Annotated in this window: 22 protein-coding genes, 1 tRNA gene and 1 other RNA gene; 6 read left to right on the top strand and 18 right to left on the bottom strand. The window is 74.8% G+C overall.

Annotation, left to right across the window (positions count from 1 at the left end; all coding sequences use genetic code 11):
* Positions 1-95 precede the first annotated feature (95 nt).
* Both WJX68_RS06370 and WJX68_RS06365 read right to left on the bottom strand, forming a co-directional pair.
* A complete protein-coding gene (locus tag WJX68_RS06370) occupies positions 96-830 on the bottom strand; it encodes a hypothetical protein (protein WP_340286957.1) in 735 nt (244 codons plus the stop codon).
* Between the two features lie 279 nt (positions 831-1,109).
* Positions 1,110-1,940: an RNA polymerase sigma factor SigF gene (locus WJX68_RS06365; protein WP_422785665.1), complete on the bottom strand. Its 831-nt coding sequence runs from the start codon at positions 1,938-1,940 to the stop codon at positions 1,110-1,112.
* 214 nt (positions 1,941-2,154) lie between these two features.
* Between WJX68_RS06365 and WJX68_RS06360 the strand changes: the two genes are divergently transcribed.
* A complete protein-coding gene (locus WJX68_RS06360) occupies positions 2,155-2,583 on the top strand; it encodes an ATP-binding protein (protein ID WP_340286953.1) in 429 nt (142 codons plus the stop codon).
* A 128-nt stretch (positions 2,584-2,711) separates the two neighbouring features.
* Here WJX68_RS06360 and WJX68_RS06355 read toward each other — a convergent pair whose 3' ends face one another.
* The 4 genes from WJX68_RS06355 to WJX68_RS06340 all read right to left on the bottom strand — a co-directional run bounded on the left by WJX68_RS06355 (position 2,712) and on the right by WJX68_RS06340 (position 6,617).
* On the bottom strand, positions 2,712-2,861 hold the full coding sequence (locus tag WJX68_RS06355; protein ID WP_340286951.1) for a hypothetical protein: 150 nt from the start codon (positions 2,859-2,861) through the stop codon (positions 2,712-2,714).
* A gap of 92 nt (positions 2,862-2,953) precedes the next feature.
* Positions 2,954-4,363, bottom strand: a complete 1,410-nt coding sequence (gene pntB / locus WJX68_RS06350; protein ID WP_340286949.1) for a Re/Si-specific NAD(P)(+) transhydrogenase subunit beta — start codon at positions 4,361-4,363, stop codon at positions 2,954-2,956.
* 3 nt (positions 4,364-4,366) lie between these two features.
* On the bottom strand, positions 4,367-5,929 hold the full coding sequence (locus WJX68_RS06345) for a Re/Si-specific NAD(P)(+) transhydrogenase subunit alpha (protein ID WP_340286947.1): 1,563 nt from the start codon (positions 5,927-5,929) through the stop codon (positions 4,367-4,369).
* 615 nt (positions 5,930-6,544) lie between these two features.
* Positions 6,545-6,617 (bottom strand) — tRNA-Ala (locus WJX68_RS06340).
* Between the two features lie 87 nt (positions 6,618-6,704).
* Here WJX68_RS06340 and WJX68_RS06335 point away from each other — a divergent pair.
* Complete coding sequence (locus tag WJX68_RS06335) at positions 6,705-8,714, top strand: S9 family peptidase (protein ID WP_340286945.1); 2,010 nt, start codon at positions 6,705-6,707, stop codon at positions 8,712-8,714.
* Positions 8,715-8,740: 26 nt separating this feature from the next.
* Here the strand turns inward: WJX68_RS06335 and WJX68_RS06330 are convergent, their stop codons facing one another.
* A complete protein-coding gene (locus WJX68_RS06330; RefSeq protein WP_340286944.1) occupies positions 8,741-9,676 on the bottom strand; it encodes a TrmB family transcriptional regulator in 936 nt (311 codons plus the stop codon).
* A gap of 139 nt (positions 9,677-9,815) precedes the next feature.
* Entirely contained in the window at positions 9,816-10,553 is a 738-nt protein-coding gene (locus tag WJX68_RS06325; protein ID WP_340286942.1) for a FadR/GntR family transcriptional regulator, read from the bottom strand.
* A 161-nt stretch (positions 10,554-10,714) separates the two neighbouring features.
* Here WJX68_RS06325 and WJX68_RS06320 point away from each other — a divergent pair, with 161 nt between their 5' ends.
* Positions 10,715-11,260, top strand: a complete 546-nt coding sequence (locus tag WJX68_RS06320; RefSeq protein ID WP_340286940.1) for a gluconokinase — start codon at positions 10,715-10,717, stop codon at positions 11,258-11,260.
* A complete protein-coding gene (locus WJX68_RS06315; protein ID WP_340286939.1) occupies positions 11,257-12,756 on the top strand; it encodes a GntT/GntP/DsdX family permease in 1,500 nt (499 codons plus the stop codon). Before WJX68_RS06320 ends, WJX68_RS06315 begins: the two co-directional genes overlap by 4 nt.
* Positions 12,757-12,763: 7 nt before the next feature.
* On the opposite strand, the gene yczR is transcribed toward WJX68_RS06315, so the two are convergent.
* Entirely contained in the window at positions 12,764-14,230 is a 1,467-nt protein-coding gene (yczR, locus tag WJX68_RS06310; protein ID WP_340286937.1) for a MocR-like transcription factor YczR, read from the bottom strand.
* 100 nt (positions 14,231-14,330) lie between these two features.
* Between yczR and yczE the strand changes: the two genes are divergently transcribed.
* On the top strand, positions 14,331-14,972 hold the full coding sequence (gene yczE, locus WJX68_RS06305; RefSeq protein WP_340287244.1) for a membrane protein YczE: 642 nt from the start codon (positions 14,331-14,333) through the stop codon (positions 14,970-14,972).
* On the opposite strand, the gene WJX68_RS06300 is transcribed toward yczE, so the two are convergent.
* From WJX68_RS06300 to WJX68_RS06290, 3 genes are read right to left on the bottom strand one after another with little or no spacing between them, the layout of a single operon-like run.
* Entirely contained in the window at positions 14,923-15,660 is a 738-nt protein-coding gene (locus tag WJX68_RS06300) for a DsbA family protein (RefSeq protein ID WP_340286935.1), read from the bottom strand. The genes yczE and WJX68_RS06300 overlap by 50 nt on opposite strands.
* The gene (locus tag WJX68_RS06295; protein WP_340286933.1) at positions 15,660-16,205 is read right to left on the bottom strand and encodes a MauE/DoxX family redox-associated membrane protein; all 546 of its coding nucleotides are present in this window, start codon (positions 16,203-16,205) and stop codon (positions 15,660-15,662) included. The genes WJX68_RS06300 and WJX68_RS06295 overlap by 1 nt, the downstream gene beginning before the upstream one ends.
* Positions 16,206-16,256: 51 nt before the next feature.
* Positions 16,257-17,750, bottom strand: a complete 1,494-nt coding sequence (locus WJX68_RS06290; protein ID WP_340286931.1) for a cryptochrome/photolyase family protein — start codon at positions 17,748-17,750, stop codon at positions 16,257-16,259.
* 65 nt (positions 17,751-17,815) lie between these two features.
* Here WJX68_RS06290 and WJX68_RS06285 point away from each other — a divergent pair, with 65 nt between their 5' ends.
* A complete protein-coding gene (locus WJX68_RS06285) occupies positions 17,816-18,544 on the top strand; it encodes a VIT1/CCC1 transporter family protein (protein ID WP_340286929.1) in 729 nt (242 codons plus the stop codon).
* A 9-nt stretch (positions 18,545-18,553) separates the two neighbouring features.
* On the opposite strand, the gene WJX68_RS06280 is transcribed toward WJX68_RS06285, so the two are convergent.
* The 6 genes from WJX68_RS06280 to smpB all read right to left on the bottom strand — a co-directional run bounded on the left by WJX68_RS06280 (position 18,554) and on the right by smpB (position 23,256).
* Complete coding sequence (locus tag WJX68_RS06280; RefSeq protein ID WP_340286927.1) at positions 18,554-18,745, bottom strand: ferredoxin; 192 nt, start codon at positions 18,743-18,745, stop codon at positions 18,554-18,556.
* A gap of 5 nt (positions 18,746-18,750) precedes the next feature.
* On the bottom strand, positions 18,751-19,962 hold the full coding sequence (locus WJX68_RS06275) for a cytochrome P450 (RefSeq protein ID WP_340286925.1): 1,212 nt from the start codon (positions 19,960-19,962) through the stop codon (positions 18,751-18,753).
* Positions 19,963-20,074: 112 nt separating this feature from the next.
* Positions 20,075-20,456: a transfer-messenger RNA gene (gene ssrA / locus WJX68_RS06270) on the bottom strand.
* An 81-nt stretch (positions 20,457-20,537) separates the two neighbouring features.
* On the bottom strand, positions 20,538-21,797 hold the full coding sequence (locus WJX68_RS06265; protein ID WP_340286924.1) for a saccharopine dehydrogenase family protein: 1,260 nt from the start codon (positions 21,795-21,797) through the stop codon (positions 20,538-20,540).
* Positions 21,798-22,742, bottom strand: a complete 945-nt coding sequence (locus WJX68_RS06260) for an amidohydrolase family protein (RefSeq protein ID WP_340286922.1) — start codon at positions 22,740-22,742, stop codon at positions 21,798-21,800.
* Positions 22,743-22,767: 25 nt separating this feature from the next.
* Positions 22,768-23,256 carry an SsrA-binding protein SmpB gene (gene smpB, locus WJX68_RS06255; protein ID WP_340286920.1) on the bottom strand — a complete coding sequence of 163 codons (489 nt, stop codon included), beginning with the start codon at positions 23,254-23,256 and terminating at the stop codon, positions 22,768-22,770.
* Positions 23,257-23,290: the final 34 nt, after the last annotated feature.

Genomic DNA, 23,290 nt, shown 5'->3' with positions numbered 1-23,290 from the left:
CGACCCCCCGCAATCTTGCAAGACTGAACAGTCCGTCATATGACCTGGCTCGCACCGGCGACCGGACCGCGCCGGGTCCGGTCGCCGGCCCGCTCTCAGGCCCGGACGCCGTTGGTGTGGTGCACCTCGGCCGGACGGTCGGCCCCGGCCTTGTGCTCGGCGGCCGCGGCGAGCCTGGCGGCCTCCTGCTCGGCATCGCGGCGGCGCGCCTCGCGCTCGGCCGGCGTGGTCTCCGGAGTCCCGACACCGGTACCCGGCTGCTCCGCGACGACCTGCTGCTCCGCCAGCTTCCGGGCCTTCTTCTCGGCCTTGTCCGCCGCGTCGCGCCGGGCGACCTTCTCCTGGCGGGCGGCCCTGGCCTTCCTGGCCGCCTTCCGCTCGGCCTTCGCCGCCTTCTCCTGCTCGGCGCGCTGGGCGTCGGCGCGGGCCTTCGCCTTCTTCTCCGCCTTCCTCGCGGCGCGGACGGCCTTCTCGGCCTCCTTCTCCTCCGCGCGGCGGGCCGCGGCGGTCTCCTTCTTCGCCGCCTTCACGGCCGCGCGGCGGTCCTTCCCCGCGGCCTTCTTCCCCGCGGCCTTCTTCGCCGCCTTCTTCCCGGCCTTCGCGCCGGATCCGGCGTCGCCGGGGCGCCCGGCGCTCTCGCCGACGGTCACGGTGCCGGCGGCCTCGGCGGCGATCAGGGCAGCGCGCTGCACCCGGGCGGCGGCCTGCTCGGCACGGGCGGCGGCGAGCTCGACGCGCTCCGCGGTCGCGGCCAGCGTGCGCTTGGCCTCCTTGCGGTCGCGCTTGGCGCCGGTGGTGGTGACGGCGGGCATCTTCTGCTGCAGGGACACGGATCCTCTTCTCCTGCCGTCGTGTCCCGGGCACGACAGGTCACCGGCGGGTGCCGGGGCACCGGCCGGGCAGGCCGTACAGGGGTCACGACGACGGTCTCGCGGCGTACTGGGCGCGACGCCGCCGTGAACGGACGGTGACGTGCGCGGAACACGGGAGGGTGCCCCGGGAGAGGGCACCGGAAACACCGCGGGGACCACCGCACGCCCTCCGGCACACGTCGTGCCCCGGACGGAGCACCCCGGGCCCGCGGACGTCGCCCGGACGTCGTAGCCGGCTCAGCTGGCGTCGGGGACGCCGGCGCGCTCCGGCTCGTCGTCGGCGAGGTAGCCGCGCAGGGTGACCAGCGTGCGGGCCAGCAGCCGCGAGACGTGCATCTGGGACAGGCCCACCTGCGCGGCGATCTGGGTCTGGGTTTGGTTGCCGAAGAACCGCAGCATCAGGATGGTCCGCTCCCGCTCCGGGAGGCGGCGCAGCGCGGGCCGCAGCGACTCGCGCGCCTCCACGGTGTCCAGTCCGGCGTCGATGCCGCCGACGATCTCACCGAGCGGGTTGTCGGTGTCACCGACCATCTGGTCCAGCGAGTCCGAGCGGTAGGAGTCCTGCGCCTGCAGCCCCTCGATGACCTCCTCGCGGCCGATGCCGAGGTGCTCGGCCAGCTCGGAGACCTTCGGGGCGCGGCCGTGCCGGGAGGCGAGTTCCTCCTGGGCGCGCGCCATCCGGCTCTGGATGTCCTTGAGCCGGCGCGGCACCCGCATCGACCAGGTCCGGTCGCGGAAGTAGCGGCGGATCTCGCCGGTGATCGTGGGCACGGCGTAGGCCAGGAACGGGGTGCCCTGGCCGGGGTCGAACCGGTCGAGCGCGTTCAGCAGCCCGATCGCGCCGACCTGCTCCAGGTCGTCGACGGGTTCGCCGCGGTGCCGGTAGCGGCCCGCGATGTGACGCACCACGGGGTGGAAGCCGGCGGCCAGCTCGTCGCGCAGCCGGGCGCGTGCCGGGTCGTCGGCGGCCGCGGCCGCGAGCGCGCGCAGCGGCGCGTCGAGGTGGGCGTACTCGTCGGTCGCGACGCTGCCACCGGTCGTACGGTCCTCGCCCGGCCCGTCGGGCAGCGCGACGTCGACGCGCTCGTCCACGACGCCGCCGGCGGACGTGCTCACCTCAGCCACGCCGTCTCCACGGCCGGCAATGATCGACTGCCATCACCCGCCGACGGTAGGCCGGGTGCGGCGGGCCCGCACGTCGAACCCGGGGGGTCCGGCCGGCCGGGTCGATCGGCGGTCGCTGCGAGGAGTTGCACGGCGGTGCGGCGGGTACAGCCCCGGTATGTCGTTGCACCTCGAGCTCCCCGCCGACCCCGGCGCGGCGGGCCGTTCCCGCCGGGAGGCGGGCCGCTGGCTGGCGTCGCTGTGCGGGACCGACCGGCAGTGCCCGACGGTGCAGGACCTCGTGCTCGCGGTGAACGAGGCCGTGTCGAACAGCATCGAGCACGCCTACGGCGCCTCGGGGCCCGACGGGACGGTGACGCTGCGCGGCGACGCGGACGGCCTGCGGGTGCGCATGGAGGTCTCCGACCACGGGCGGTGGCGCGACCCGCCCGAGGACCCGGGGTACCGCGGCCGCGGCATCGGCATGATCGAGGCCGTCGCCGAGGACGTGCGGGTCGAGCCCGGCCCCGACGGGACGACGGTGACCTTCCACGGCACGCTCGGCCGCTGCCCGGGGCTGTGCGTCCCGGAGCGGCCCGGTAGCTGAGCGGCACGGCCCCCGGGAACGACCCCGGAAACGACGAGGTCGCCGCACCCCACGCCCGAGGGCGGGTGACGGCGACCGGTGGTGGCGGATCGGGCCCGGTCCGTACCGGACCGGGTGTGCGGTGCGGGTCAGTCCCGCATCGCGGCGGCCGGGTCCTCCGGACGGTGCCCACGCTGCCCGGTGCGGGCGACGGGCGTGTAGCGGCCGTCGTGGCGGGCGGCCTCGCTCTCGGGATGCGGCCAGGACGGGTTCGCGTGCTGTGCGCTGCTCTCACTCATCGTCACAGGGTGCCCACCGGATGTTCCGGACAGGCGGAGCGCAGGAGTCACCTCGGTAACACCTGCGCCCCGCCCGGGTGAAGTCGTCCGGGTCAGCCCGACTTCGCGAGGCTCTTGGTGGCGGCGAGGATGTCCTGCACGCGCTCCTTGGCGTCGCCGAAGAGCATCTGGGTGTTCTCCCGGAAGAACAGCGGGTTCTGCACGCCCGCGTAGCCGGGGGCCATCGACCGCTTGAACACGATCACGTCCTTGGCCTCCCACACCCGCAGCACCGGCATGCCGGCGATGGGCGAGCCCGGGTCCTCCGACGCGGCCGGGTTGACCGTGTCGTTGGCCCCGATGACCAGGACGACGTCGGTCTCGGCGAGGTCGTCGTTGATCTCGTCCATCTCCAGGACGATGTCGTAGGGCACCTGGGCCTCGGCGAGCAGCACGTTCATGTGCCCGGGCAGCCGGCCCGCGACCGGGTGGACGCCGAAGCGGACCTCCACCCCGGCGTCGCGCAGGGTGCGGGTCAGCTCGGCGACCGGGTACTGCGCCTGGGCGACGGCCATGCCGTAGCCCGGGGTGATGACGACGCTGTCGGCGTTCGCGAGCAGTTCGGCGACGCCGTCGGCGTCGATCTCGCGGTGCTCGCCCTCGACGTCGGCGGCCGCCGACGAGGTCGCCCCGAACCCACCGGCGATGACGGAGATGAACGACCGGTTCATCGCCTTGCACATGATGTAGGACAGGTAGGCACCGGAGGAGCCGACGAGCGCGCCGGTGATGATCAGCAGGTCGTTGCCCAACAGGAAGCCCGCCGCGGCGGCCGCCCAGCCGGAGTAGGAGTTCAGCATCGACACCACGACCGGCATGTCCCCGCCGCCGATCGAGGCGACCAGGTGCAGGCCCAGCAGCAGCGCGACGACGGTCAGCACCGCCAGGATCCACACCTGCGGCGCGATGACGAAGTAGACCGTCAGCACCGCGAACACCAGCAGCGCGCCGAGGTTCAGCGCGTTCTTGCCGGGCAGCGTCAGCGGCGCGGACTTGATCTTCGCCGAGAGCTTGAGGTACGCGACGACCGAACCGGTGAAGGTGACCGCACCGATGAAGACGCCGACGGCGACCTCGGCGTGGTGGATGCTCAGCAGCGAGCCCTCCAGCACCAGGTGCCCGGCCTCGACCTCCAGGAAGCCGTTCCAGCCGACCAGCACGGCGGCGAGACCGACGAAGCTGTGCATCAGCGCGATGAGCTCGGGCATGCCGGTCATCTCGACGACCCGGGCCCGCCAGAGCCCGATGGCCGCACCGACGACGACGGCGACGATCAGCAGCGCGACGCCCAGCCCGGACGCCGCCCCGAGGGCGACGACCGCGGTGGCGACCAGCGCGATCGTCATGCCGGCGATGCCGAACAGCACGCCCGACTTGGCGGTCTCGTGCTTGGACAGCCCCGCGAGGCTGGTCACGAACAGGATCGCGGCGATGAGGTAGGCCGCGGTGGTCCACGTCTGCACGGGTCAGCTCCTCGTGAACATCTGCAGCATGCGGCGGGTCACCGCGAAGCCACCGACGATGTTGATGGCGGCGAGCAGCACCGCGACCGCGGCGAGCCCGATGACCAGGGCGTCGCCGCCGGTGCCGACCTGCAGGATGGCGCCGACGACGATGATCCCGGAGATCGCGTTGGTGACCGACATCAGCGGCGTGTGCAGCGCGTGGTGCACGTTGCCGATGACGTAGAAACCGATCACGATCGCGAGCACGAACACCGTGAGGTGCCCGGCCAGCTCGGCCGGGGCGAACGCCGTGATCAGGAACAGTGCGACCGCGCCGAGCACGCCGGCGGCGAGGCCCGCGTACGGCGAGCGCTCCTTCTCCGGTTCCTTCTCCGGCGCCTGTTTCTCGGCCGGCTGCGCGGCGGGCGCCGCGCTGACCTTGACCTCGGGCGGCGGCCAGAGCGTCTCGCCCCCGTGCGCGGTGGTGATGCCGCGCACGACGGTGTCCTCCAGGTCGAGCGCGAGGCGCCCGTCCTTCTCCGGGGTCATCAGCTTGAGCAGGTTCAGCACGTTGGTGCCGTAGAGCTGCGAGGCCTGCGCGGGCAGGCGGGCGGCGAGGTCGGTGTAACCGATGACGGTGACGCCGTGGTCGGTGACGACGACCTCGCCGGCCTTCGAGCCCTCGACGTTGCCGCCCTGCGAGGCCGCCATGTCGACGACGACGCTGCCCGGCCGCATCGACGCGACGTCGGCCGCGGTGATGAGCTTCGGCGCCGGGCGCCCCGGGATGAGCGCGGTGGTGATGATGATGTCGCAGGCGGCGGCCTGCTCGGAGTAGATCTCCGCGGCCCGCTGGTCGTAGTCGGCGGAGGTCGCCTTGGCGTAGCCGTCGGTGGAGGCCTCCTGCTCCACCTCGACCGCCAGGTACTCGCCGCCGAGGGACTTGACCTGGTCGGCGACCTCGGCGCGCGGGTCGGTGGCCCGCACGACCGCGCCCAGGCTGTTCGCCGTCGCGATGGCGGCGAGCCCGGCGACGCCGGCCCCCGCGACCAGCACCTTCGCCGGCGGGACCTTGCCCGCGGCGGTGACCTGGCCGGTGAGGAAGCGGCCGAACGCGTGCGCGGCCTCGATCACCGCGCGGTAGCCCGCGATGTTGGCCATCGAGGACAGCACGTCCATCGACTGGGCGCGCGAGATGCGCGGCACGGCGTCCATCGACAGCGCGGTGACGCCCTGCGCGGCGAGCGCGGCCGTGCGCTCCTCCTCGAACCGCGGCGCGAGCATGGAGATCAGCACCGTGCCCTCGCGCAGCTTCCCGATCTCCTCGGGCCGGGGGGCGTTGATCGTGACGACGACGTCGCTGTCCCACACCGGGCCCTCGACGACGTCGGCACCGGCCTCGGAGTAGGCCTCGTCGGTGAAGCCGGCGTGCGCGCCGGCACCGGACTCGACGGCGACGGCGTAGCCCAGGCCGACGACCTTGGCGACCGTCTCCGGGCTCATCGCGACGCGCGTCTCGGGCTCGGACTCCGCGGCCACACCGATCCGCATCGCCGGTCCCGACGGCTCTGGGCTGTCGCTCATGCACTCTCCTCGATCTCACGAGCGTCGACGCTCGCGCTGGTCGCGGGCCTTTCGGAAGGTAATGCCGGAAGGCCGGACGCGCAGTCACGAGTGCGTCACAAGAGGCCCCCGGCCCCCGCCCTCGGGACAGGTCGTGGCCTGCGGGAGCCTATCGCGAAGATCGGCGCGGGGGACCCTCCCGACGGGGGGCGGGCGCTGCACGCTGGGGATTCCCGGTACGGGTAGTGCCGGGAACTGCGACCGCCCCTCGGGTGATCGAGATCTCGTCCGTCCGCCGGAGGTGATCGGGCGCTGCTCGTGGATCCCGGCACACCACCGCCACGAGTCCGGAGTCCACAGCACGGACGAGGCGCGCCGGCCCGTCTCGACGGGCGGCACCATCGCCGGGACCTCGCCGCGACCGCGGGCCTCCCGGTCCCGGTCGAGCATCTCGCCGGGACAGCCGGTGGGATCTACTCCGCGGTCGACTGCGTGCGGCGCTTCAGCAGGAGAACCGGCCACTGCTCACCGGTCGGGCCCCGAGGGAAGCGACAGACACTCGGAAAGTCACTCGGCACGGCTACATCCAGGCAAGAGAAAAGGCCAGGACCGAAGTCCTGGCCTGATGAAGAAGGGTGGAGCTGAGGGGATTCGAACCCCTGACCCCTTGACTGCCAGTCAAGTGCGCTACCAGCTGCGCCACAGCCCCTTGCGACATGAAGAACACTACACGGGCCGGTTTCCGGGCCGGAAAGGGGGGTGCCCCTCCCGGCGCCGCCCCCTAGCGTCGGGCCCCGTGCAACCCTCTGACATCGGACGACTGGTCTCCCTCGGCACCCCCGCGGTCTCCCCCGACGGCAGCACGATCGCGTTCGCGCTCCGCCGCGTCGACCTGCCCGCCAACCGCTACCGCTCCGCGATCTGGATCACCCCGGCCGACGGCAGCGGGCCGCCGCGCCGGCTCACCGGCTCCGAGCACGGCGACTCCTCCCCCGTCTGGTCGCCGGACGGGACGTCGCTCGCCGTCGTCTCGGGCCGCGACGGCGGCGGGTCGCGCCTGCGGGTCCTGCCGGTCGGCGTCCCCGGCGAGCCGGTGGTGGTGTGCGAGCGGGACGAGGGGATCTCCGAGCCGGTGTGGTCACCGGACGGGCGCCGGCTCGCGTTCGTCTCCCGGGAGCGGACGGCCCGCCACGCCACCGGCGACGACGAGCGGGCGCGCGAGCCGCGCCGGATCGACCGGCTGTTCAGCCGGCTCGACGGCGAGGGCTGGATCATCGACCGGCCGTCGTCGGTGTTCGTGGTCGACGCCGGGGGCGGGGAGCCGGTCGTCGTCGCGGGCGGGCCGTACGAGCACTCCGCGCCCGCGTGGTCGCCGGACGGGCGGTCGCTCGCCGTCGTCGCGGACCGGGAGCCGGACTGGGACCTGTACGAGACCTCGCGGATCTACCTGGTGGACGCCGCGGGCGGCGGGGAGCCGCGGCTGCTGACCGCGAGCGGGCGCTCCCACACCCACCCGTCCTGGTCCCCGGACGGGGCACGCCTGGCCACCCTCGCCTCCGACGACCACGTGGCCGTCCCCGCGCACGCGTCGCCGGCGCTGGTCGACGTCGCGACCGGCCGGGAGGAGGTGCTCGCCACGGGGCTCGACCGGACCTGGCGGCCGTTCCCGGGTGCGCGCCCCCCGATCTGGGACGACGGTCGGCTGCTCGTGTCCTGCGAGGACGGCGGCGGTGTCCACCTGTACCGGGTGCCCGTCGAGGGCGGCGGCGCCGAGCCGGTGCTGACCGGCCGGCGGGCGGTGTCCGCGGTGGACCGCGCCGGCGGGACCACCGCCGTCCTGGTCACCGACCACGACCACCTCGCGGAGCTGCACGTCGTCGACGAGGGTGACGGCGAGCCGTCGCTGCGCCGGCTCACGTCGCTGACCGAACCGTTCCACGACGCCGTCGGGCCCGGGCGCAGCCCGGTGCGACTGGCCGTCCCCTCCCCGGCCGGGGACGGCGACATCGACACCTGGGTGCTGCTGCCCGACGAGCCGGCGGCCGGCGCGGGTGGCCGGATCCCGGTGCTGCTGTCGATCCACGGCGGCCCGATGACGCAGTACTCCGACGCCTGGTTCGACGAGTTCCGGCTGTGGGCGGGCGCGGGCTACGCCGTCGTCTGGTGCAACCCGCACGGCTCCACCGGGTCCACCGAGGCCTGGGCACGGGCGATCCGCAGCCCGCTGGCCACCACCGCGCCCGGCACCGGCTGGGGCGGCGTCGACGCCGACGACGTGCTCGCCGCCCTCGACGCCGCGCTCGACGCCTACGACCAGCTCGACCGCGAGCGCGTCGGCGTCCTCGGCGGGTCCTACGGCGGCTACCTCACCTCGTGGCTGGCCGCCCACCACTCCGACCGGTTCGCGGCCGCCTGCAGCGAGCGGGCGGTCAACAACCTGGAGTCGCTGGACTGGAGCTCGGACGCGGCGGGCTGGTTCCGCCACGAGCTGGGCACCTCGTGGCTCGACGCCCCGCAGGAGTACCGCCGGATGTCGCCGCTGCACCACGTGCGCGGCATCACCGTGCCGATGCTGCTGCTGCACTCGGAGAACGACCTGCGCTGCCCCGTCGAGCAGGCCGACGCGCTGTTCGTCGCGCTGCGGCTGCTGGGGCGCCCGGTCGAGTACTGGCGGTTCCCCGAGGAGAGCCACGGCCTGTCCCGCGACGGCTCGCCGCGCCACCGGGTCCAGCGGGCCCGGATCGTCCTGGACTTCTTCGGCCGTCACCTCGGCGGCAGGCGGCCGGACCAGGTGCCGGCCGGCTGACCCCCCGGGCGACGGCGGCGGGCCGGTCAGACCGCCCGGCTCCGCCCGCCGTCCCCGGTCCCGTCCGTGGGGCCGCGCCCGCCGCCGACCGTGCCGCCGTGCCCGCCGCCGTGCCCGCCGTCGTCCGTGCCGCCGTGCACGTCGCCGTGCTCGCCGCGGACCGGGTCGCCGACCGGCTCCCGCAGCCGCTGCAGCCCCGGGTCGCCCGCCCAGAACTCCTCGAAGCCGTCGGTGCCGAAGCGGTCCGCCACCCGGTGCATCGCGATGTCGAGCCGGACGTAGAGGTGCGCGAGCTGCACGGCGGCCGGGTCGTCGGTGTACATCCCCCAGGTCTTGTCCTCGGTCATCCCGCCGATCACCGCCTGGTCCCGGTCGGCGACCACGACGAGCATCCGCCGCCCGAGGTTGTCCTCCACCACCTCGGGCGCGGAGAAGCGGTGCTCGGTGAACCAGCCGATCGGGTCGTCGTCGGGTCCGAAGACGACCGTGGCGACGTCGACACCGTGCTCCTCGGCCCGCCGGATCGTGGAGCGCAGGGGCTGGACGTCCTCCGGCCAGCCGAGCACGTAGAGCTCGGAGCGCGCGGCGGCGGCGACGTCCTCGGCCCGCTCCAGCAGCATCCGGCGCTCGGTCAGCGAGTGCACGAGCCGGATCTGGGACGGCGCCATCAGGCGCGGCATCTCGTTCTCCAGGATCCCGAGGGTGCGGTCGAAGTCGCGGCGCATCCGCTCCAGCAGCGTCGCCGGCGGCAGCGGGACGTAGCCGACACCCTCGGCGGTACGGACCTCGAACGCCGCACCGCGGCCCACCAGCTTGCCGAGCGTCTCGTAGACGGTGCTGCGCGGCACCGCCGAGCGCTTGGCCACCTCGTAGCCGTTCAACGGCTCACCGGCCCCGACCAGGGCCACGTAGGCCTTCGCCTCGTAGCCCGACATCCCGAGGCGCTGCAGTTCTTCGGTCACCCGCCGCACGGACATTGCGAGATCAACTCACTCTTTCAGCCCAGTTCTGCGGCACGGTGCCACAGCCACCGCCCTCCTGGACAGCCCTGAGGGAATCGGTCGCGGACAACTGATCGCTACGCCCGAATCAGCCGGATCATCACAATCGGGGATCGGCGGGCCCGGCCGGCCCCGTCGCGCCGGCGCGCATGGCCGCGTCGGCCTCCGCGAGGATCGCCCGCATCGCCGCTCCGGCCGCCTCCGGGTCGCCGGACCGGACGGCGTCGGCGACGTCGCGGTGCAGCCGGATCGCGTCCGGCTCCGGACGCCGGGGCATCAGGTGGTGACGGGTGCGACCGGCCAGCACCTCGGCGACGACGTCGCCGAGCGCCGCGACCATCTCGTTCCCCGACGCGGCGAGCAGCGTGCGGTGGAAGCGCACGTCGGCGTCCAGGTACGCGAGCAGGTCGCCCGAGCGCCCGTGCACCGTCATGTCCATCACCGCACCGACCAGCTCGCCGCACTGCTCGGGGGTGGCGCGCGCCGCCGCCAGCTCCGCGGCCAGCGGCTCGACCCCGCCCCGCAGCTCCGACAGCGATCGGAGCTGGGCGTCGCGGCCGGGGCCGTCGAGCCGCCAGCGGATGACCCGCGGGTCGTGCACGTTCCACTGCCCGCGGGGCGCGACGGTCGTCCCGACCCGTCGCCGGCTGCGGACCAGGCCCATCGACTCGAGCACCCGGACCGCCTCGCGCACGACGGTGCGCGAGACGCCGTAGCGGCCGACGAGCTCGTCGGCCCGCAGGACCTCACCCGGCGCGATCTCCCCGGCGGCGATCGCCGCACCGAGCCGGTCCAGCACGTCCGCGTGCAGTCCCGAACCCTCCGCTGCGCCCGCCACGGTCGAATCGTGCCATCCGTGACGCACCGACCGCTCAATCAACGTATCTGTACCGATCCGGTCTTGTAAAAGTAGTACTTATAGCCGACTCTGGAGCCCACAGCGGGCCGGGTACCCACGGCTCGCGTGCCGATGCCGCCACACCGTGAGGAGCCGATGCAGTGACGCACCAGCCCGGGACGCCACCGGCGTCACCCCACCCGCTCGTCGTCGTGATGGGGGTGTCCGGCTCCGGGAAGTCCACCGTCGGGGCCGCCCTCGCCGACGCACTGGGCGTCCCGTTCACCGACGCCGACGGCCTGCACCCGGCGGCCAACGTCGCGAAGATGGAGAGCGGCGTCCCGCTGACCGACGACGACCGCCGCCCCTGGCTCGACGCCGTGGGCGCCGAGCTGGCCGGGCACGCCGGCACCGGCCTGGTCGTCGCCTGCTCGGCCCTGCGCCGCGCCTACCGCGACCGGCTGCGCAGCCACGCCCCCGCGACCGTCTTCGTGCACCTGTGCGGCGACCGCACCGTCCTCGGCGAGCGCATCACCGGCCGCTCCGGGCACTTCATGCCGCCGGCGCTGCTGGACTCCCAGCTCGACACCCTCGAGCCGCTCACCGCCGACGAGGCGGGCGCGACCCTGGACATCCGCCGCCCGGTCGACGAGCTCGTCGCCGGTGCCACGGCCGCCGCGACCGGGCCGGAGGTGTGCGCGCGATGACCCACCTCCTGGTCTCCGGCCCCGTCCTGCTCGCCGCCGAGCAGGCCCAGCCCGTCGCGGGTTCCGGCCGGCTGCTCACCGCCGCCCTGGTCGGCATCGTCGCGCTGGTCCTGCTGATCACCCGGTTCTCGCTGCACCCGTTCCTCGCCCTGACCATCGGCTCGCTGCTGGTCGCCGGTGTCGCCGGGATGTCGATGGGCGACGCCGTCGAGGCGTTCACCGACGGCTTCGGCTCCACCGCGGCGAGCGTCGGCACGCTGATCGCGCTGGGCGCCATGTTCGGCAAGCTGCTCGCCGACTCCGGCGGCGCGGACCGGCTGGTCGACACGATCGTCTCCCGGTCCGGGCCGCGCACGCTGCCGTGGGCGATGGCCGGCGTCGGCGCCCTGATCGGGCTGCCGATGTTCTTCGAGATCGGCCTGGTCATCCTGATGCCGGTGATCTTCCTGGTCGCCCGCCGGGCCCAGGTGTCGCTGATCGCCGTCGGGATCCCGGCGCTGGCCGGGCTCTCGGCGATGCACGGGCTGGTGCCGCCGCACCCGGGTCCGCTCGCCGCGATCGGCATCCTCGACGCCGACCTGGGCATCACCCTGGTCCTGGGCGTGGTCGTCGCGGTCCCGGTGATCGTGCTCGCCGGTCCGGTGTTCGCCCGGCTCGCGGCCCGCTGGGTCGACGTCGGCCCGCCCGCGCTGTTCGAGTCCCGGGTCCCCGCCGGTGCCGCCGCGGGCGCCGCGGGGGGCACCACCGACGGCACCGGCAGCAGCACCGACAGCGGCAGCACCGACGCCGGCACCGGGTCCGGCCCGGCGGCCGACGGCGGCCCCACCCGGCGGCCCGGGTTCGGCGCCGCCCTGGCGACCGTGCTGCTGCCGGTCGTGCTGATGATGGGCAAGGCCGTCGGGGACATCTCGTTCGCCGAGGGCCACCCGGTCCGCGCCGCGCTGGACTTCGTCGGCACCCCGCTGGTGGCGCTGCTGCTGTCGGTCCTGGTCGCGATGGGCACCCTCGGAGCGGGCTCCGGGATGACCCGCACCGGGATCATGGGGTCGCTGGAGCGCTCGCTGCCCGCCATCGCGGGGATCGTGCTGATCGTCGCCGCCGGCGGCGGGTTCAAGCAGACCCTGGTCGACACCGGCATCGGGGCGATGATCGCCGGCTGGGCCACCGGCGCCGGCCTGTCGGCGCTGCTGCTGGGCTGGCTCGTGGCCGTGGCCATCCGGCTCGCCACCGGCTCGGCGACGGTCGCGACGGTCACCGCGGCGGGCATCCTGGTGCCGCTGCTGCCGACCCTGGACCCGACCCAGACCTCGCTGCTGGTGCTGGCGATCGGCGCGGGCTCGCTGTTCTTCTCCCACGTCAACGACGCCGGGTTCTGGCTGGTCAAGGAGTACTTCGGGCTGACCGTCGGCCAGAACATCAAGACCTGGTCGATCATGGAGACGGTCATCTCGGTGAGCGGCCTGGTGCTAGTGCTGCTGCTGGACCTGGTCCTGTAGACCCCGGTCAGACGACGACGCCGGCCCGGGTGGCCGGGTCGGCCCCGCCCGGGCCGGCCGGGACACCCGGGCCGTGCACGTCGTCCACCGTGCGGGCCAGCCGCCGCACCGCCTCGGCCAGCACCGGCTCGGGATGGGTGAACGGCACCCGCAGCCGGTCGGTGAACGCGTGCCCGGCCCCGAACCGGGGGCCCGGCGCCAGCACCAGGCCGTGCCGGGGCGCGGCGGCGGTCAGCGCGGTGGACGAGTGCGAGCCCAGGTCGCACCACAGGGCGAGGCCGCCGTCGGGCACCCGGAAGCGCCAGCCCGGCAGGGTCCGCGCGAGCTCGGCGGCCAGCCGGTCGCGCCGGGACCGCAGCACCGCGACCCGCTCGGCGCGCAGCGCCCCGATCCGCTCCAGCACCTCGACGGCGACGAGCTGCTCGAGGACCGGCAGCCCCAGCTGGGCGCGGGCCACCCGCCGTCGCATCCGGGCGGCGGGCCCGCGACCGGCCCGGATCCACCCGATCCGCAGCCCGCCCCACACGATCTTGCTGAGCCCGCCGACGGTCACGACGTCGTCCTCGCCGGCGGCGTGCGCCGCGCACGGCGCCGGGGACGCGGCGCCGGCGCGCAGGTCCAGCTCGGCGAAGGTCTCGTCGACCAGCGCGACCGTGCCCTGCCGGGCGAGACGCTGCACGAGACGGGCGCGGGCGTCGTCGTCGAGCAGCCGGCCGGTGGGGTTCTGGAAGTCGGCCATGACGTACGCGACCCGGGCCGCGGTCTGGCGGGCCGCCCGCGGCAGCACCGTCTGCGGCGGGGCGTCGTCGCCGGCCGAGACGGGGACGGCGACGGCCCCCGCGTCGGCGACGACGTCGAGCGCCGACGGATAGGTCGGGTGCTCGACCAGCACCCGGTCCCCGGCCCCGGCGAGCTCGGCGACGGCGATCCCGATCGCGTGCAGCGCCCCGCCGGTGACGACCACGTTCTCCGGTCCCGTCGGCACCCCGCGGGCGGTGAACCGGTCCGCGATCGCGGCCCGCAGCGCGGGCAGGCCCTCGGGCCCGTAGCCGTGCCCGGCCAGCTCGGCCGTCCCCCGGTCCAGCGCGCGCCGGGCCAGCACGGCCAGCTCCGCGGGCGCGGCCGGGGCCGCGTGGGCCAGGTCGATCACGCCGCCGTCGACCGGGCCCGGGGCCCACACCCCGTCGACCCCGCCGCTGCCCCCGGGCAGCCGCACCCAGGTCCCGGCGCCGTGGCGTGCGTCGGCCCAGCCCTCGTCGCGCAGGTCGCGGTACGCGCGGGCGACGGTGACCCGGCTGACCCCCAGCGCCTCGGCCAGCGCGCGTTCCGCGGGCAGCCGGGTGCCCGACGGCAGCCGCCCGTCGGCGGTGAGCACGCGCACGGCGTCGGCGAGCGCACGGTAGGCGGGCCCGCGGCCGTCGCGGACGTCGCCGCACAGCCCGGCCAGCCGGACCGCCGAGATCCCCTGCGCCATCTGCAGTCCACTTCTCCCGCATTGGACCGGTGACAGCAGGCCACCGGTGCGGGCAGCATGCCACATCGTGACGATCGACTCCTCCCGCTGGTCGCTGCGCATGACGCGGCGGCCGCGGCGGCTCACCCAGCTCGTGACCGGCCTCGTCGGCTACGCGGTGTCCATGGCGCTGATGATGCGTGCGGGCCTCGGCTCGATGCCCTGGGACGTGTTCCACCAGGGCGTCGCGGGCCGGGCCGGGCTGTCGGTCGGCGCGGTGACGGTGCTGGTGGCGGCCGGGGTGCTGCTGCTGTGGATCCCGCTGCGCGAGCGGCCCGGGCTGGGGACCCTGGCCAACGTCGTCGTCATCGGGGCCACCGTCGACCTCGCGCTCGCCGTGCTGCCCGCCCCGGAGGCGCCGTGGCTGCGGGTGGGCTACGCCGTCGCCGGGATCGTGCTCAACGCGGCGGCGACGGCGGCCTACATCGGGGTCGGGCTGGGCCCCGGCCCGCGCGACGGGCTGATGACCGGTCTCGCGGCCCGCACCGGCCTGTCGGTGCGGCTGGTGCGGACCGCGATCGAGGTGACCGTGGTGCTCGTCGGGTGGGCGCTCGGCGGCGTGTTCGGCGTGGTGACGGTGGCCTACGCGCTGGCCGTCGGCCCGCTCGTGCAGTGGTTCCTGCCGCGGCTGACCGTCGCGGCGCCCGGCCCGGTCAGCCGGTCACGCGGGACAGCCAGTCCCCGTTGCTCAGATCCATCTTGACCCCGTTCACCAGCACGGTCGGGGTGCCGAAGCGGCCGCCCGGGGAGACGGCCGGGTCGGCCACGGCGGCCTTCGTCGCGTCCGCGATCGCCTGGCTGTTCGCCTGGCGGGTGACGCAGCCGGCGAAGTCGCCGGTCGCCTTCAGCTCGGTGCCGAGCGCGATCAGCTCCTGCACCGACTTCCCCGCGGAGCCCTCGGCGGGCTGGTCGGCGTAGAGCCGCGCGTGGTACTCGGGGAAGATCCCGGCGTCGGCGGCGCAGAGCGCGGCGTTGGCGGCCCGGGTCGAGTACCCCGGCGGGGTCGAGCGCTCGTCGAGGATGACGATGTGGTGGTAGTCGACCTTCGCCTTCTTCGCGTTCACCGCGGCGGTGAGGTCGGAGGCGTAGTAGTTCTCGAACTGCTTGCAGGTCGGGCAGAGGTAGTCCTCGTACACGTCGACGGTGACCGGCGCGGCCTGGTCCCCCGCCCGCACGACGACGCCGTCGCGGGCCACCGCGTAGGTCGCCGCCGTCTCGCTGCGGTAGTTCTCCCACAGCACGTAGACGCCCGTGGCCAGGGCGAGGACCAGCACCACCGCGCCGATCGCGAGGATGCGGCCCGTCCCGCCCGAGGTGCGGGGCGGGGTGATCCCGGCCGCCTGCAGCCGGGCCTGCGCGGCCTCGCGGCGCTCGCGCTCACGCTGTCCCATCAGTGCTCCTCCGTCGCGTCCACCGGCACGGGCCGGTCGTGGTCGTCGTGTGCCGCGTCGTCGTGTGCCGCGTCGTCCCGGGTCGCGGCCCGGCGCCGGTCGAGCGCGCACAGCGTGCGCGGGCGGACGGCGAGGAACACCGCGGCCGCCAGGAACGCCAGGTCGCGCAGCAGGGACAGGCCGTAGCGGGTGTCGTCGGGGTCGACCGGCCCGCCGCCGCCGAAGCAGCCGCAGTCGATGGCCAGCCCGCGCGCCCACGCCTGCACCAGCCCGGCCACGAACGCCGCGACCAGCAGCGCCCCCACCACGGCGGCGAGCCGGGTGGCGAACCCGGCGAGCAGCAGCAGGCCGAGCGCGACCTCCACCGGCGGCAGCACCAGCGCGACCGGGGTGACCAGCGCGTCCGGCAGCACCCGGTACGCGGCGACGGCGACCGACGTGGTGAACGGCTCGGACAGCTTCACCACGCCCGACACGAGCCAGACCGCGGCGAGCCCCAGCCGCAGCACGGTGCCCAGCACGTCGAGCGGGCGGGCGGCGGTCACGGCCGGAGAGCCTAGCGAGCACCACCGGCGCCCGGCGTCACCCGGTCGCGCTCAGAACTCCTCGCGGGCCGACTCCTGCTCCAGCAGCGGCTCCAGGTCCCTGAGCCGCTTCATGGTCGCGACGGCGCGGGCGGTGCGGTTGTTGGCCGCCATCAGCTCCTCGTGGCGGTGCACGAACTGCCAGTAGCCGGCGGTGAACGGGCAGGCCTTGTCCCCCACGCGCACCTTCGGGTCGAACGCGCAGCCGGAGCAGAAGTCGGTCATGCGGTCGATGTAGGCGCCGCCGGAGGCGTACGGCTTGGTCGCCATCCGGCCGCCGTCGGCGTGCTGGCTCATGCCGATCACGTTGGCGGGCATGACCCAGGCGAAGCCGTCGACGAACGCCGAGGAGAACCAGTCGTTGAGCTCGCCGGGCCGGTAGCCGCGCTGCATGGCGTGGTTGCCGAGGATCATCAGCCGCGGGATGTGGTGGGTCCAGCCGTGGTCGCGCACCCCGGCGAGCACGTGGGACAGGCAGTTCGCGGTGACGGCGCCGGCGTCGAGGTCGGTCCACCACTCGGGCAGCGGCGTGCGGGCCCGCAGGTGGTTGCGCCGGGTGTAGCCGCGCCCGAACCGCCAGTACAGCTGCCAGACGTACTCGCGCCAGCCGATGACCTGGCGGACGAAGCCCTCCACGCTGGACAGCCGCGCGGTGCCGTCGCGGTGGGCCTGCTCCGCGGCGCGCACCGCCTCCAGCGGATGCAGCGCACCGAGGTTCAGCGGGACCGACAGCAGCGAGTGCGCCATCGTCGGGTCCTTCGCGAGCACGGCGTCCTCGTACGGGCCGAACGCGTCGAGGCGGTGCTCCACGAAGTGCCGCAGGGCCCTGGTGGCCTCGTCGTGGGTGACGGCGAAGCGGCGCGGGCCGTCGTTGCCGACCATCGGGTAGCCGGAGGCGTCGAGGTCGGCGCGGACCTTCTCGTCGACCGCGTCCTCGCGCGGGGTCCACGGGCCGGTCACGCCGAGGGTGTCGGCGCCCTTCGGCGGGGACTCGCGGTTGTCGTGGTCGTAGTTCCACTTCCCCCCGACGGGCGCGTCGCCGTCCATGAGGATCTCGAACCGCTCGCGCTGGGCGCGGTAGAACTCCTCCATCCGGAACGTCTCGCGGTCGCCCGCCCACGCGTCGAAGTCCTCCTTCGACAGCGCGAAGGTCGGTGTCGGGCGGATCTCGGCGACCAGGCCCTCGGACCGGAAGCGGCGCACCATGTCCGAGGCGGGGAACGACGTCGGCTGGTGCACCACCACCGGGCGCCCGACCTTCTCCAGCGCCTCCCGGTAGGTGCCGGTGCGCAGGTAGGTGGCCCGGTCACCCAGCTCCTCGGCCAGGTGGCGCATCCCGGACAGCACCAGGTGCAGCTTCTGGCGGTGGTGGCGCCGCCGCCCGAGCGCGCGGCCGGACTCGACGATCACCACCTCGCGGCCGGCGTGCTCCTCGGTGTCCCAGACGTGCGGGCCGAGCTGGTCGGCGAACAGCCACAGCGGCGCGTCGCCGGAGTCGGATGCCATCGGCCCAGTGTCGGGCCGCCCGGGACGCCCCGCGCGGCGAGCCGGACCGCCCTACCCTTGCGTGCGTGAACGATCCCGAGCTGGAGGCGGAGCTCGCCGAGCACCACCACGACCACGCCCACCGCGACGTCTCCGGCGGCTGGCTGCGCGCCGCCACGTTCGGCGCGATGGACGGCCTGGTGACCACGATCGCGCTGATCGCCGGCGTCGGCGGCGGGGGCGCGGACCGCGACCTGATCGTGCTGACCGGCCTGGCCGGGGTCGTCGCCGGCGCGTTCTCGATGGCGCTGGGCGAGTTCGCCTCGGTCGGCACCCAGAACGACGCCGTGCACGCCGAGGCCGCCGTCGAGCGGCGGGAGCTGGCGCTGCACCCGCGGGCCGAGGAGCACGAGCTGGCCGCCCGGTTCCGGGGGATGGGGCTCACCACCGACACCGCGGCCGCGGTCGCCCGCGAGGTGCACCGCGACCCGGAGCTGGCGCTGCGGATGCACGTCAGCCAGGAGCTGGGCGTGAGCCTGGACGACCAGCCGTCGCCGTGGGTGGCGGCGGCGTCGTCGTTCGTGGCGTTCGTGACCGGCGGGATCGTCCCGCTGGTCACGTTCCTGCTCGGCTACGGCTCGCTGGCGCTCGGCCTGGCCGTCGGCGGCGTGGGACTGCTCGTCGCCGGGGCGCTGACCTCGCGTTTCACCGCCCGGTCGTGGTGGGCCGCCGCGCTGCGCCAGCTGGCGTTCGGCGCGATCGCGGCGGGCGCCACGTACCTGGTGGGGATGCTCATCGGCGTCGGCGCCGCCTGAGCGCCCCGGTCACTCCTCGACGAGGATGACCCGAGCCGGGCAGACGTGCTCGGCCTCCTTGACGGCGTCGCGGTCGCTCTCGGCCGGCGAGTCGGTCAGCAGCTCGACGATGCCGTCGTCGTCCTGGTCGAACACGTCGGGGGCGGTCACGACGCACTGTCCGGCCCCGATGCAGAGGTCCTTGTCCACGGTCACGCGCATGGCCATCAGAATGCCACCGGCAGGGCGTGCACGCCGTAGACCGCCATCTCGTCGCGGAAGGCGATCTGCGAGTCCGGCACGGTGACCCGCAGGTCCGGGAAGCGCCGCAGCAGCGCCGGGTGGGCGATCTGCAGCTCCAGACGGGCCAGCGGCTGCCCCAGGCACTGGTGCACGCCGAACCCGAACGCGACGTGCCGGTTGGTCCCGCGGGCCACGTCGACCTCGTCGGGGTGCTCCCACTGGCGCGGGTCGCGGTTGGCCGTCTCGGCGGCGAGCACGACGCCCTCGCCGGCCCGGATCGTGACCCCGCCCAGCTCCAGGTCCTCGGTGGCGACCCGGCGCCGCCCGGTGTGGGTCACCGTGAGCACCCGCAGCAGCTCCTCGACCGCGGCCCGGACCTGCGCGTCGTCGCCGTCGCGGACGACGCCGAGCTGGTCGGGCCGGTGCAGCAGGGTCAGCGTGCCGAGCGCGATCATGTTCGCGGTCGTCTCGTGCCCGGCGACGAGCAGCAGCAGCGCCGAGGCGCTCGCCTCGTCCTCGGTCAGCTCACCGGCCCCGACGCGGTCGGCGAGCGCGCCGAGCAGGTCGTCGCGCGGCGCGGCGCGGCGGACCCGGACGAGCCCGGCGAGGTAGTCCTGCAGCTCGTCCGACGCGGCCGCCGCGGCCTGCTCGCCCGAGGTCAGGTCGACCAGGACCCGGCTGCGCCCCTCGAAGAACGCGTGGTCGGCGTAGGGGACGCCGAGCAGGTGGCAGATGACCAGCGACGGCAGCGGCAGCGCGAAGGCCTGCACGAGGTCGGTCGGGTTCTCCCCGGCCGCCATCGCGTCGAGCAGCTCGGTGACGGTGCGCTCCACCAGCGGACGCAGACGCTCGATGCGCCGCACGGTGAACTCGCCGACGAGCATCCGCCGGTACCGGGCGTGCTCGGGGTCGTCCATCATGATGAAGCTGCGGCGCCGCCCGGCCGAGCGGGCCCGGCGCGCGCGGGAGGCGGCCGGGTAGCCGTCGCGGTCGGCGTCGGCGGACAGCCGCGGGTCGGCCAGTGCGGCGCGCACGTCGTCGTAGCGGGTGACCAGCCACGGCGTGCTGCCGTCCCAGATCCGGACGCGGGTCACCCCGGCGGACTCCTCGCGGATCCCGGCGAGCTCGGCGGGCGGGTCGAACGGGCACCCGCGGGCCATCGGGTAGGTGGGGACGGGGTCGGTCACGGCGGTCATCGGCATCACTCCCACCGACGACGTTAGCAATGCACAGTTTCACCATGCAATGATCACCGCCCGGACAGCCGAACGGCCCCGTCCCGGGGTCGGGGCGGGGCCGTTCGGCGTGGGGTGGAGGTGCCGGGAATCGAACCCGGGTCCTCCGTCGGTTCACGAGGGCTTCTCCGTGCGCAGTCCGCTCTGTCTCTGCTCGGATCCACCGGTCACGCGGACGAGCCGGTGTGACGATCCCAGCCGCTGTGAGATGTCCCCTGCGACTCCGCGGCCGGGCCGCAGGGTGAGTCCCCGAGATGATGCCGGGAACCGGAGCGGGGACGCCTCCGGCCCGACAGCCCCTACCTGGTGATCAGGCAGCGAGCGCGTAAGCGCTCTGGGCAGTGCGACTGTTGTCGGCACTTATTTTTTTGCGACGCATGGTTAACGAGATCATCGTCGCCTTCCTCGGCACGCTTCACCTCGATCGACGATCGGAGTCGAAACCGTTCACCCCCTCGACCCGCGCGGTCGCTCCGCGCGGACGACCAGCATAACGCCCCGGGCGGTCCGGATCATTCCGGTTCCGCGGCGGCGTGTCAGTCGGCGTGGACCTCGTAGACGTGCCCGGCCGCGCGCAGGCGGTCGACCAGCACGTCGCCCAGCGCGGTGGCCGGGGTGAGGCAGCCCGCGCGGTCGGGCAGCGCCGAGCCGCCCAGCGCCAGCGCCAGCCCGGCCTCGCCCAGCATCACCGCGGTGGCCGCGTAGCCGGGGTCGCCCGGCCCCGAGACCCGCGCCCGGTAGCGGCGGCCCGACCCGGTCTCGGCGCGCACGTCCATCCGGAACCAGCCGCGCTCGCGGGTCCGCTCCGAGGGCCCGGTGCCCGGCGCCGGCAGCACCCGGTCGAGCAGCGGGCGCAGCGGCGGCACCATGAACGCCCCCACCAGCGCGCCGAGGCCACCGGTGACCGCGGCCGCGGCCACCGCACCGCCCGGGCCGCGCCCGCAGCCCTGCAGCTCGCCGTAGCGCAGGCCGCGGCCGTAGGCGTGGTCGAGCAGCGCGTTGGAGCGGCGCACGATCCGGGTGTTGTAGGACGCCATGACGAACGGCGCGGTCCAGGTGCCGTCGGGCAGCCGGGCGGGCGGTCCGGCGTCGGCCGGCTGCGACGGCGTCGGCTCGGCCGACGGGTCCGGGCTCAGCGAGTGCGGGCGGGCGGCCACCCGCCGGGCGTCGCGGTCGCCGCGGACGGTGTCCAGCTGCCCGCGCAGCGAGTCGATCGTCCCTCCGGAGACGCCGCCGCGCATCGTCGCGACCGTGCGGACCTCGGTGAGCCCGCCCGAGCCGTCGGCCTCGGCCGCCCGGTGGACCAGCCAGACCCCCAGGTCCGAGGGCACCGAGTCGTAGCCGCAGGAGTGCACGATGCGCGCCCCGGAGGCCTGCGCGACGGCGTGGAAGCGGTCGATCGCCTCGCGCACGAACAGCACCTCGCCGGTCAGGTCGGCGTAGTGCGTACCGGCCTTCGCGCAGGACTCGACGAGCCCGAGGCCGTAGCGGGCGTAGGGGCCGACGGTGGTGAGCACGACCCGCGCAGCGGCGGCGAGCCGGTCGGTCGCGGCCGGGTCGGCGGCGTCGGCGACGATCAGCGGCCACTCCCGGGCCCGCCCGGGCAGCGCGGCCCGCGCGGCGGCCAGCCTGGCCTCCGAGCGCCCGGCCAGCGCGATGCGCACCCCGGGCGGGGCGTGCTCGGCCAGGTACCGGGCCAGCAGCCCGCCGACGAAGCCGGTGGCGCCGTAGAGGGCGATGTCGACGGGCTCGTCCGGGGCGGCGCCGCCGGTCGGGTCGTGCTGCGGGCTGACCATTCAGGAGCTCCTCGGGGAGTCGGCGGGGGTCTCGGCGGTGTCGACGCCGAGCAGGGCGGCCGGGGCGTCGTGCAGGACCGAGCGCAGGAACGACCGGCCCAGGCGCGGCTCGGCCGCCGCCCAGCCGGCGATCGCGGCGAGCTGCTCGGCGTAGGCGTAGGGGATGTTGGGGAAGTCCGTGCCGAGCACGACCCGGCCGGGGTGCTCGGCCAGCCGCGCGGGCCAGTCCGGGGGCAGCGGCGCCATCCGCTGCGAGAAGCCGGTGCCGACCATCGTGGTGTCCAGCACGACGTTCGGGTGGCGCTCCAGCAGCTCCAGCGCACCGCGGAAGTCGGGCATCCCGGCGTGGGCGAGGACGACCGGGAGCCGCGGGTGGGCCCGCAGCACCTCGGCGAACACGCCGAGCCCGGTGTGCTCGCCGGGGATCGGGCCGTCGCCGCAGTGCACGACCGACGGGACGCCCGCGTCGGCGAGCAGGCCCCAGGCGTCGCGCAGCAGCGGGTCGCGGGGGTCGAAGCCGCCGACCTGGACGTGCACCTTGACCACCCGCGCGCCCTGCTCGACGGCCCGGCCGAGGTAGTCCACGACGGACGGTTCGGGATAGAGGGTCGCGGTGCGCACGGCGCGCGGGTGCGCGTCGGCGAACTCCCCGGCCCAGCCGGTGAGCCACTCCCCCATCCCGGGCTTGTGCGGGTAGGTCAGCGGGGCGAAGCGCAGCACGCCGAGGCGTTCCAGGGCCGCGAGACGCTCCTGCTCGGGCAGCCGGTACCGCACCGGCCACTCGGTGCCGTAGTGGGTGCCGGCCGCGTCGAAGTAGGCCCAGACCTTGTCCAGCATGCGCTGCGGGAGGAAGTGGACGTGCACGTCGACCAGGCCGGGCAGGTCCAGCTCGGCGGTGAAGCGGGGGACGTCGGCGTCGTCGACCGGTGGCGCGGGGAGATCCACGGCCCCACCCTAGGCGGGCGCCCGGTCAGCCGCGCAGGTCGCGGGCCCGCCCCTTCGCGGCGCGGCCGACGGCGCGGGCGATCTCCTTCTGCGCGTCCTTCTTCGCGAGATCGCGTCGCTTGTCGTAGTCCTTCTTGCCCTTCGCCAGCGCGAGCTCGCACTTGACCTTGCCGTCGTTGAAGTACAGCGACAGCGGGACGAGCGTGAGCCCGCCCTCGCGGGTCTTGCCCATCAGCCGGTCGATCTCCCCGCGGTGCAGCAGCAGCTTGCGGGTGCGGCGCGGCTCGTGGTTGGTCCAGCTGCCGCGCACGTACTCCGGGATGTGCAGGTTGCGCAGGAAGATCTCGCCGTCGTCGATGGTGGCGAAGGCGTCGGTCAGCGACGCCCGGCCCAGACGGAGGCTCTTCACCTCGGTCCCCTTGAGCGCGACCCCGGCCTCGAACTCCTCCAGGATGGCGTAGTCGTGCCGGGCACGGCGGTTCTGCGCGATCACCTTCCGGCCCTGTTCCTTCACACGTCCAGCCTACCCGCGCCGCGCCACCGGTATC

Origin of the sequence: Pseudonocardia spirodelae (assembly GCF_037727765.1) — a bacterium.
Classification (GTDB): Bacteria; Actinomycetota; Actinomycetes; order Mycobacteriales; family Pseudonocardiaceae; genus Pseudonocardia; species Pseudonocardia spirodelae.
The sequence above is the reverse complement of the archived record's forward strand: the minus strand, read 5'-3'. Positions and strand labels throughout refer to the sequence as shown.

Coding starts and splice junctions, on each gene's coding strand:
- WJX68_RS06360 (WP_340286953.1), top strand. CDS start 2,155: ATGTCGTTGCACCTCGAGCTCCCCGCCGACCCCGGCGCGGCGGGCCGT.
- WJX68_RS06355 (WP_340286951.1), bottom strand. CDS start 2,861: ATGAGTGAGAGCAGCGCACAGCACGCGAACCCGTCCTGGCCGCATCCC.
- WJX68_RS06345 (WP_340286947.1), bottom strand. CDS start 5,929: ATGAGCGACAGCCCAGAGCCGTCGGGACCGGCGATGCGGATCGGTGTG.
- WJX68_RS06315 (WP_340286939.1), top strand. CDS start 11,257: ATGACCCACCTCCTGGTCTCCGGCCCCGTCCTGCTCGCCGCCGAGCAG.
- yczR (WP_340286937.1), bottom strand. CDS start 14,230: ATGGCGCAGGGGATCTCGGCGGTCCGGCTGGCCGGGCTGTGCGGCGAC.
- yczE (WP_340287244.1), top strand. CDS start 14,331: ATGACGCGGCGGCCGCGGCGGCTCACCCAGCTCGTGACCGGCCTCGTC.
- WJX68_RS06300 (WP_340286935.1), bottom strand. CDS start 15,660: ATGGGACAGCGTGAGCGCGAGCGCCGCGAGGCCGCGCAGGCCCGGCTG.
- WJX68_RS06290 (WP_340286931.1), bottom strand. CDS start 17,750: ATGGCATCCGACTCCGGCGACGCGCCGCTGTGGCTGTTCGCCGACCAG.
- WJX68_RS06280 (WP_340286927.1), bottom strand. CDS start 18,745: ATGCGCGTGACCGTGGACAAGGACCTCTGCATCGGGGCCGGACAGTGC.
- WJX68_RS06275 (WP_340286925.1), bottom strand. CDS start 19,962: ATGACCGCCGTGACCGACCCCGTCCCCACCTACCCGATGGCCCGCGGG.
- WJX68_RS06265 (WP_340286924.1), bottom strand. CDS start 21,797: ATGGTCAGCCCGCAGCACGACCCGACCGGCGGCGCCGCCCCGGACGAG.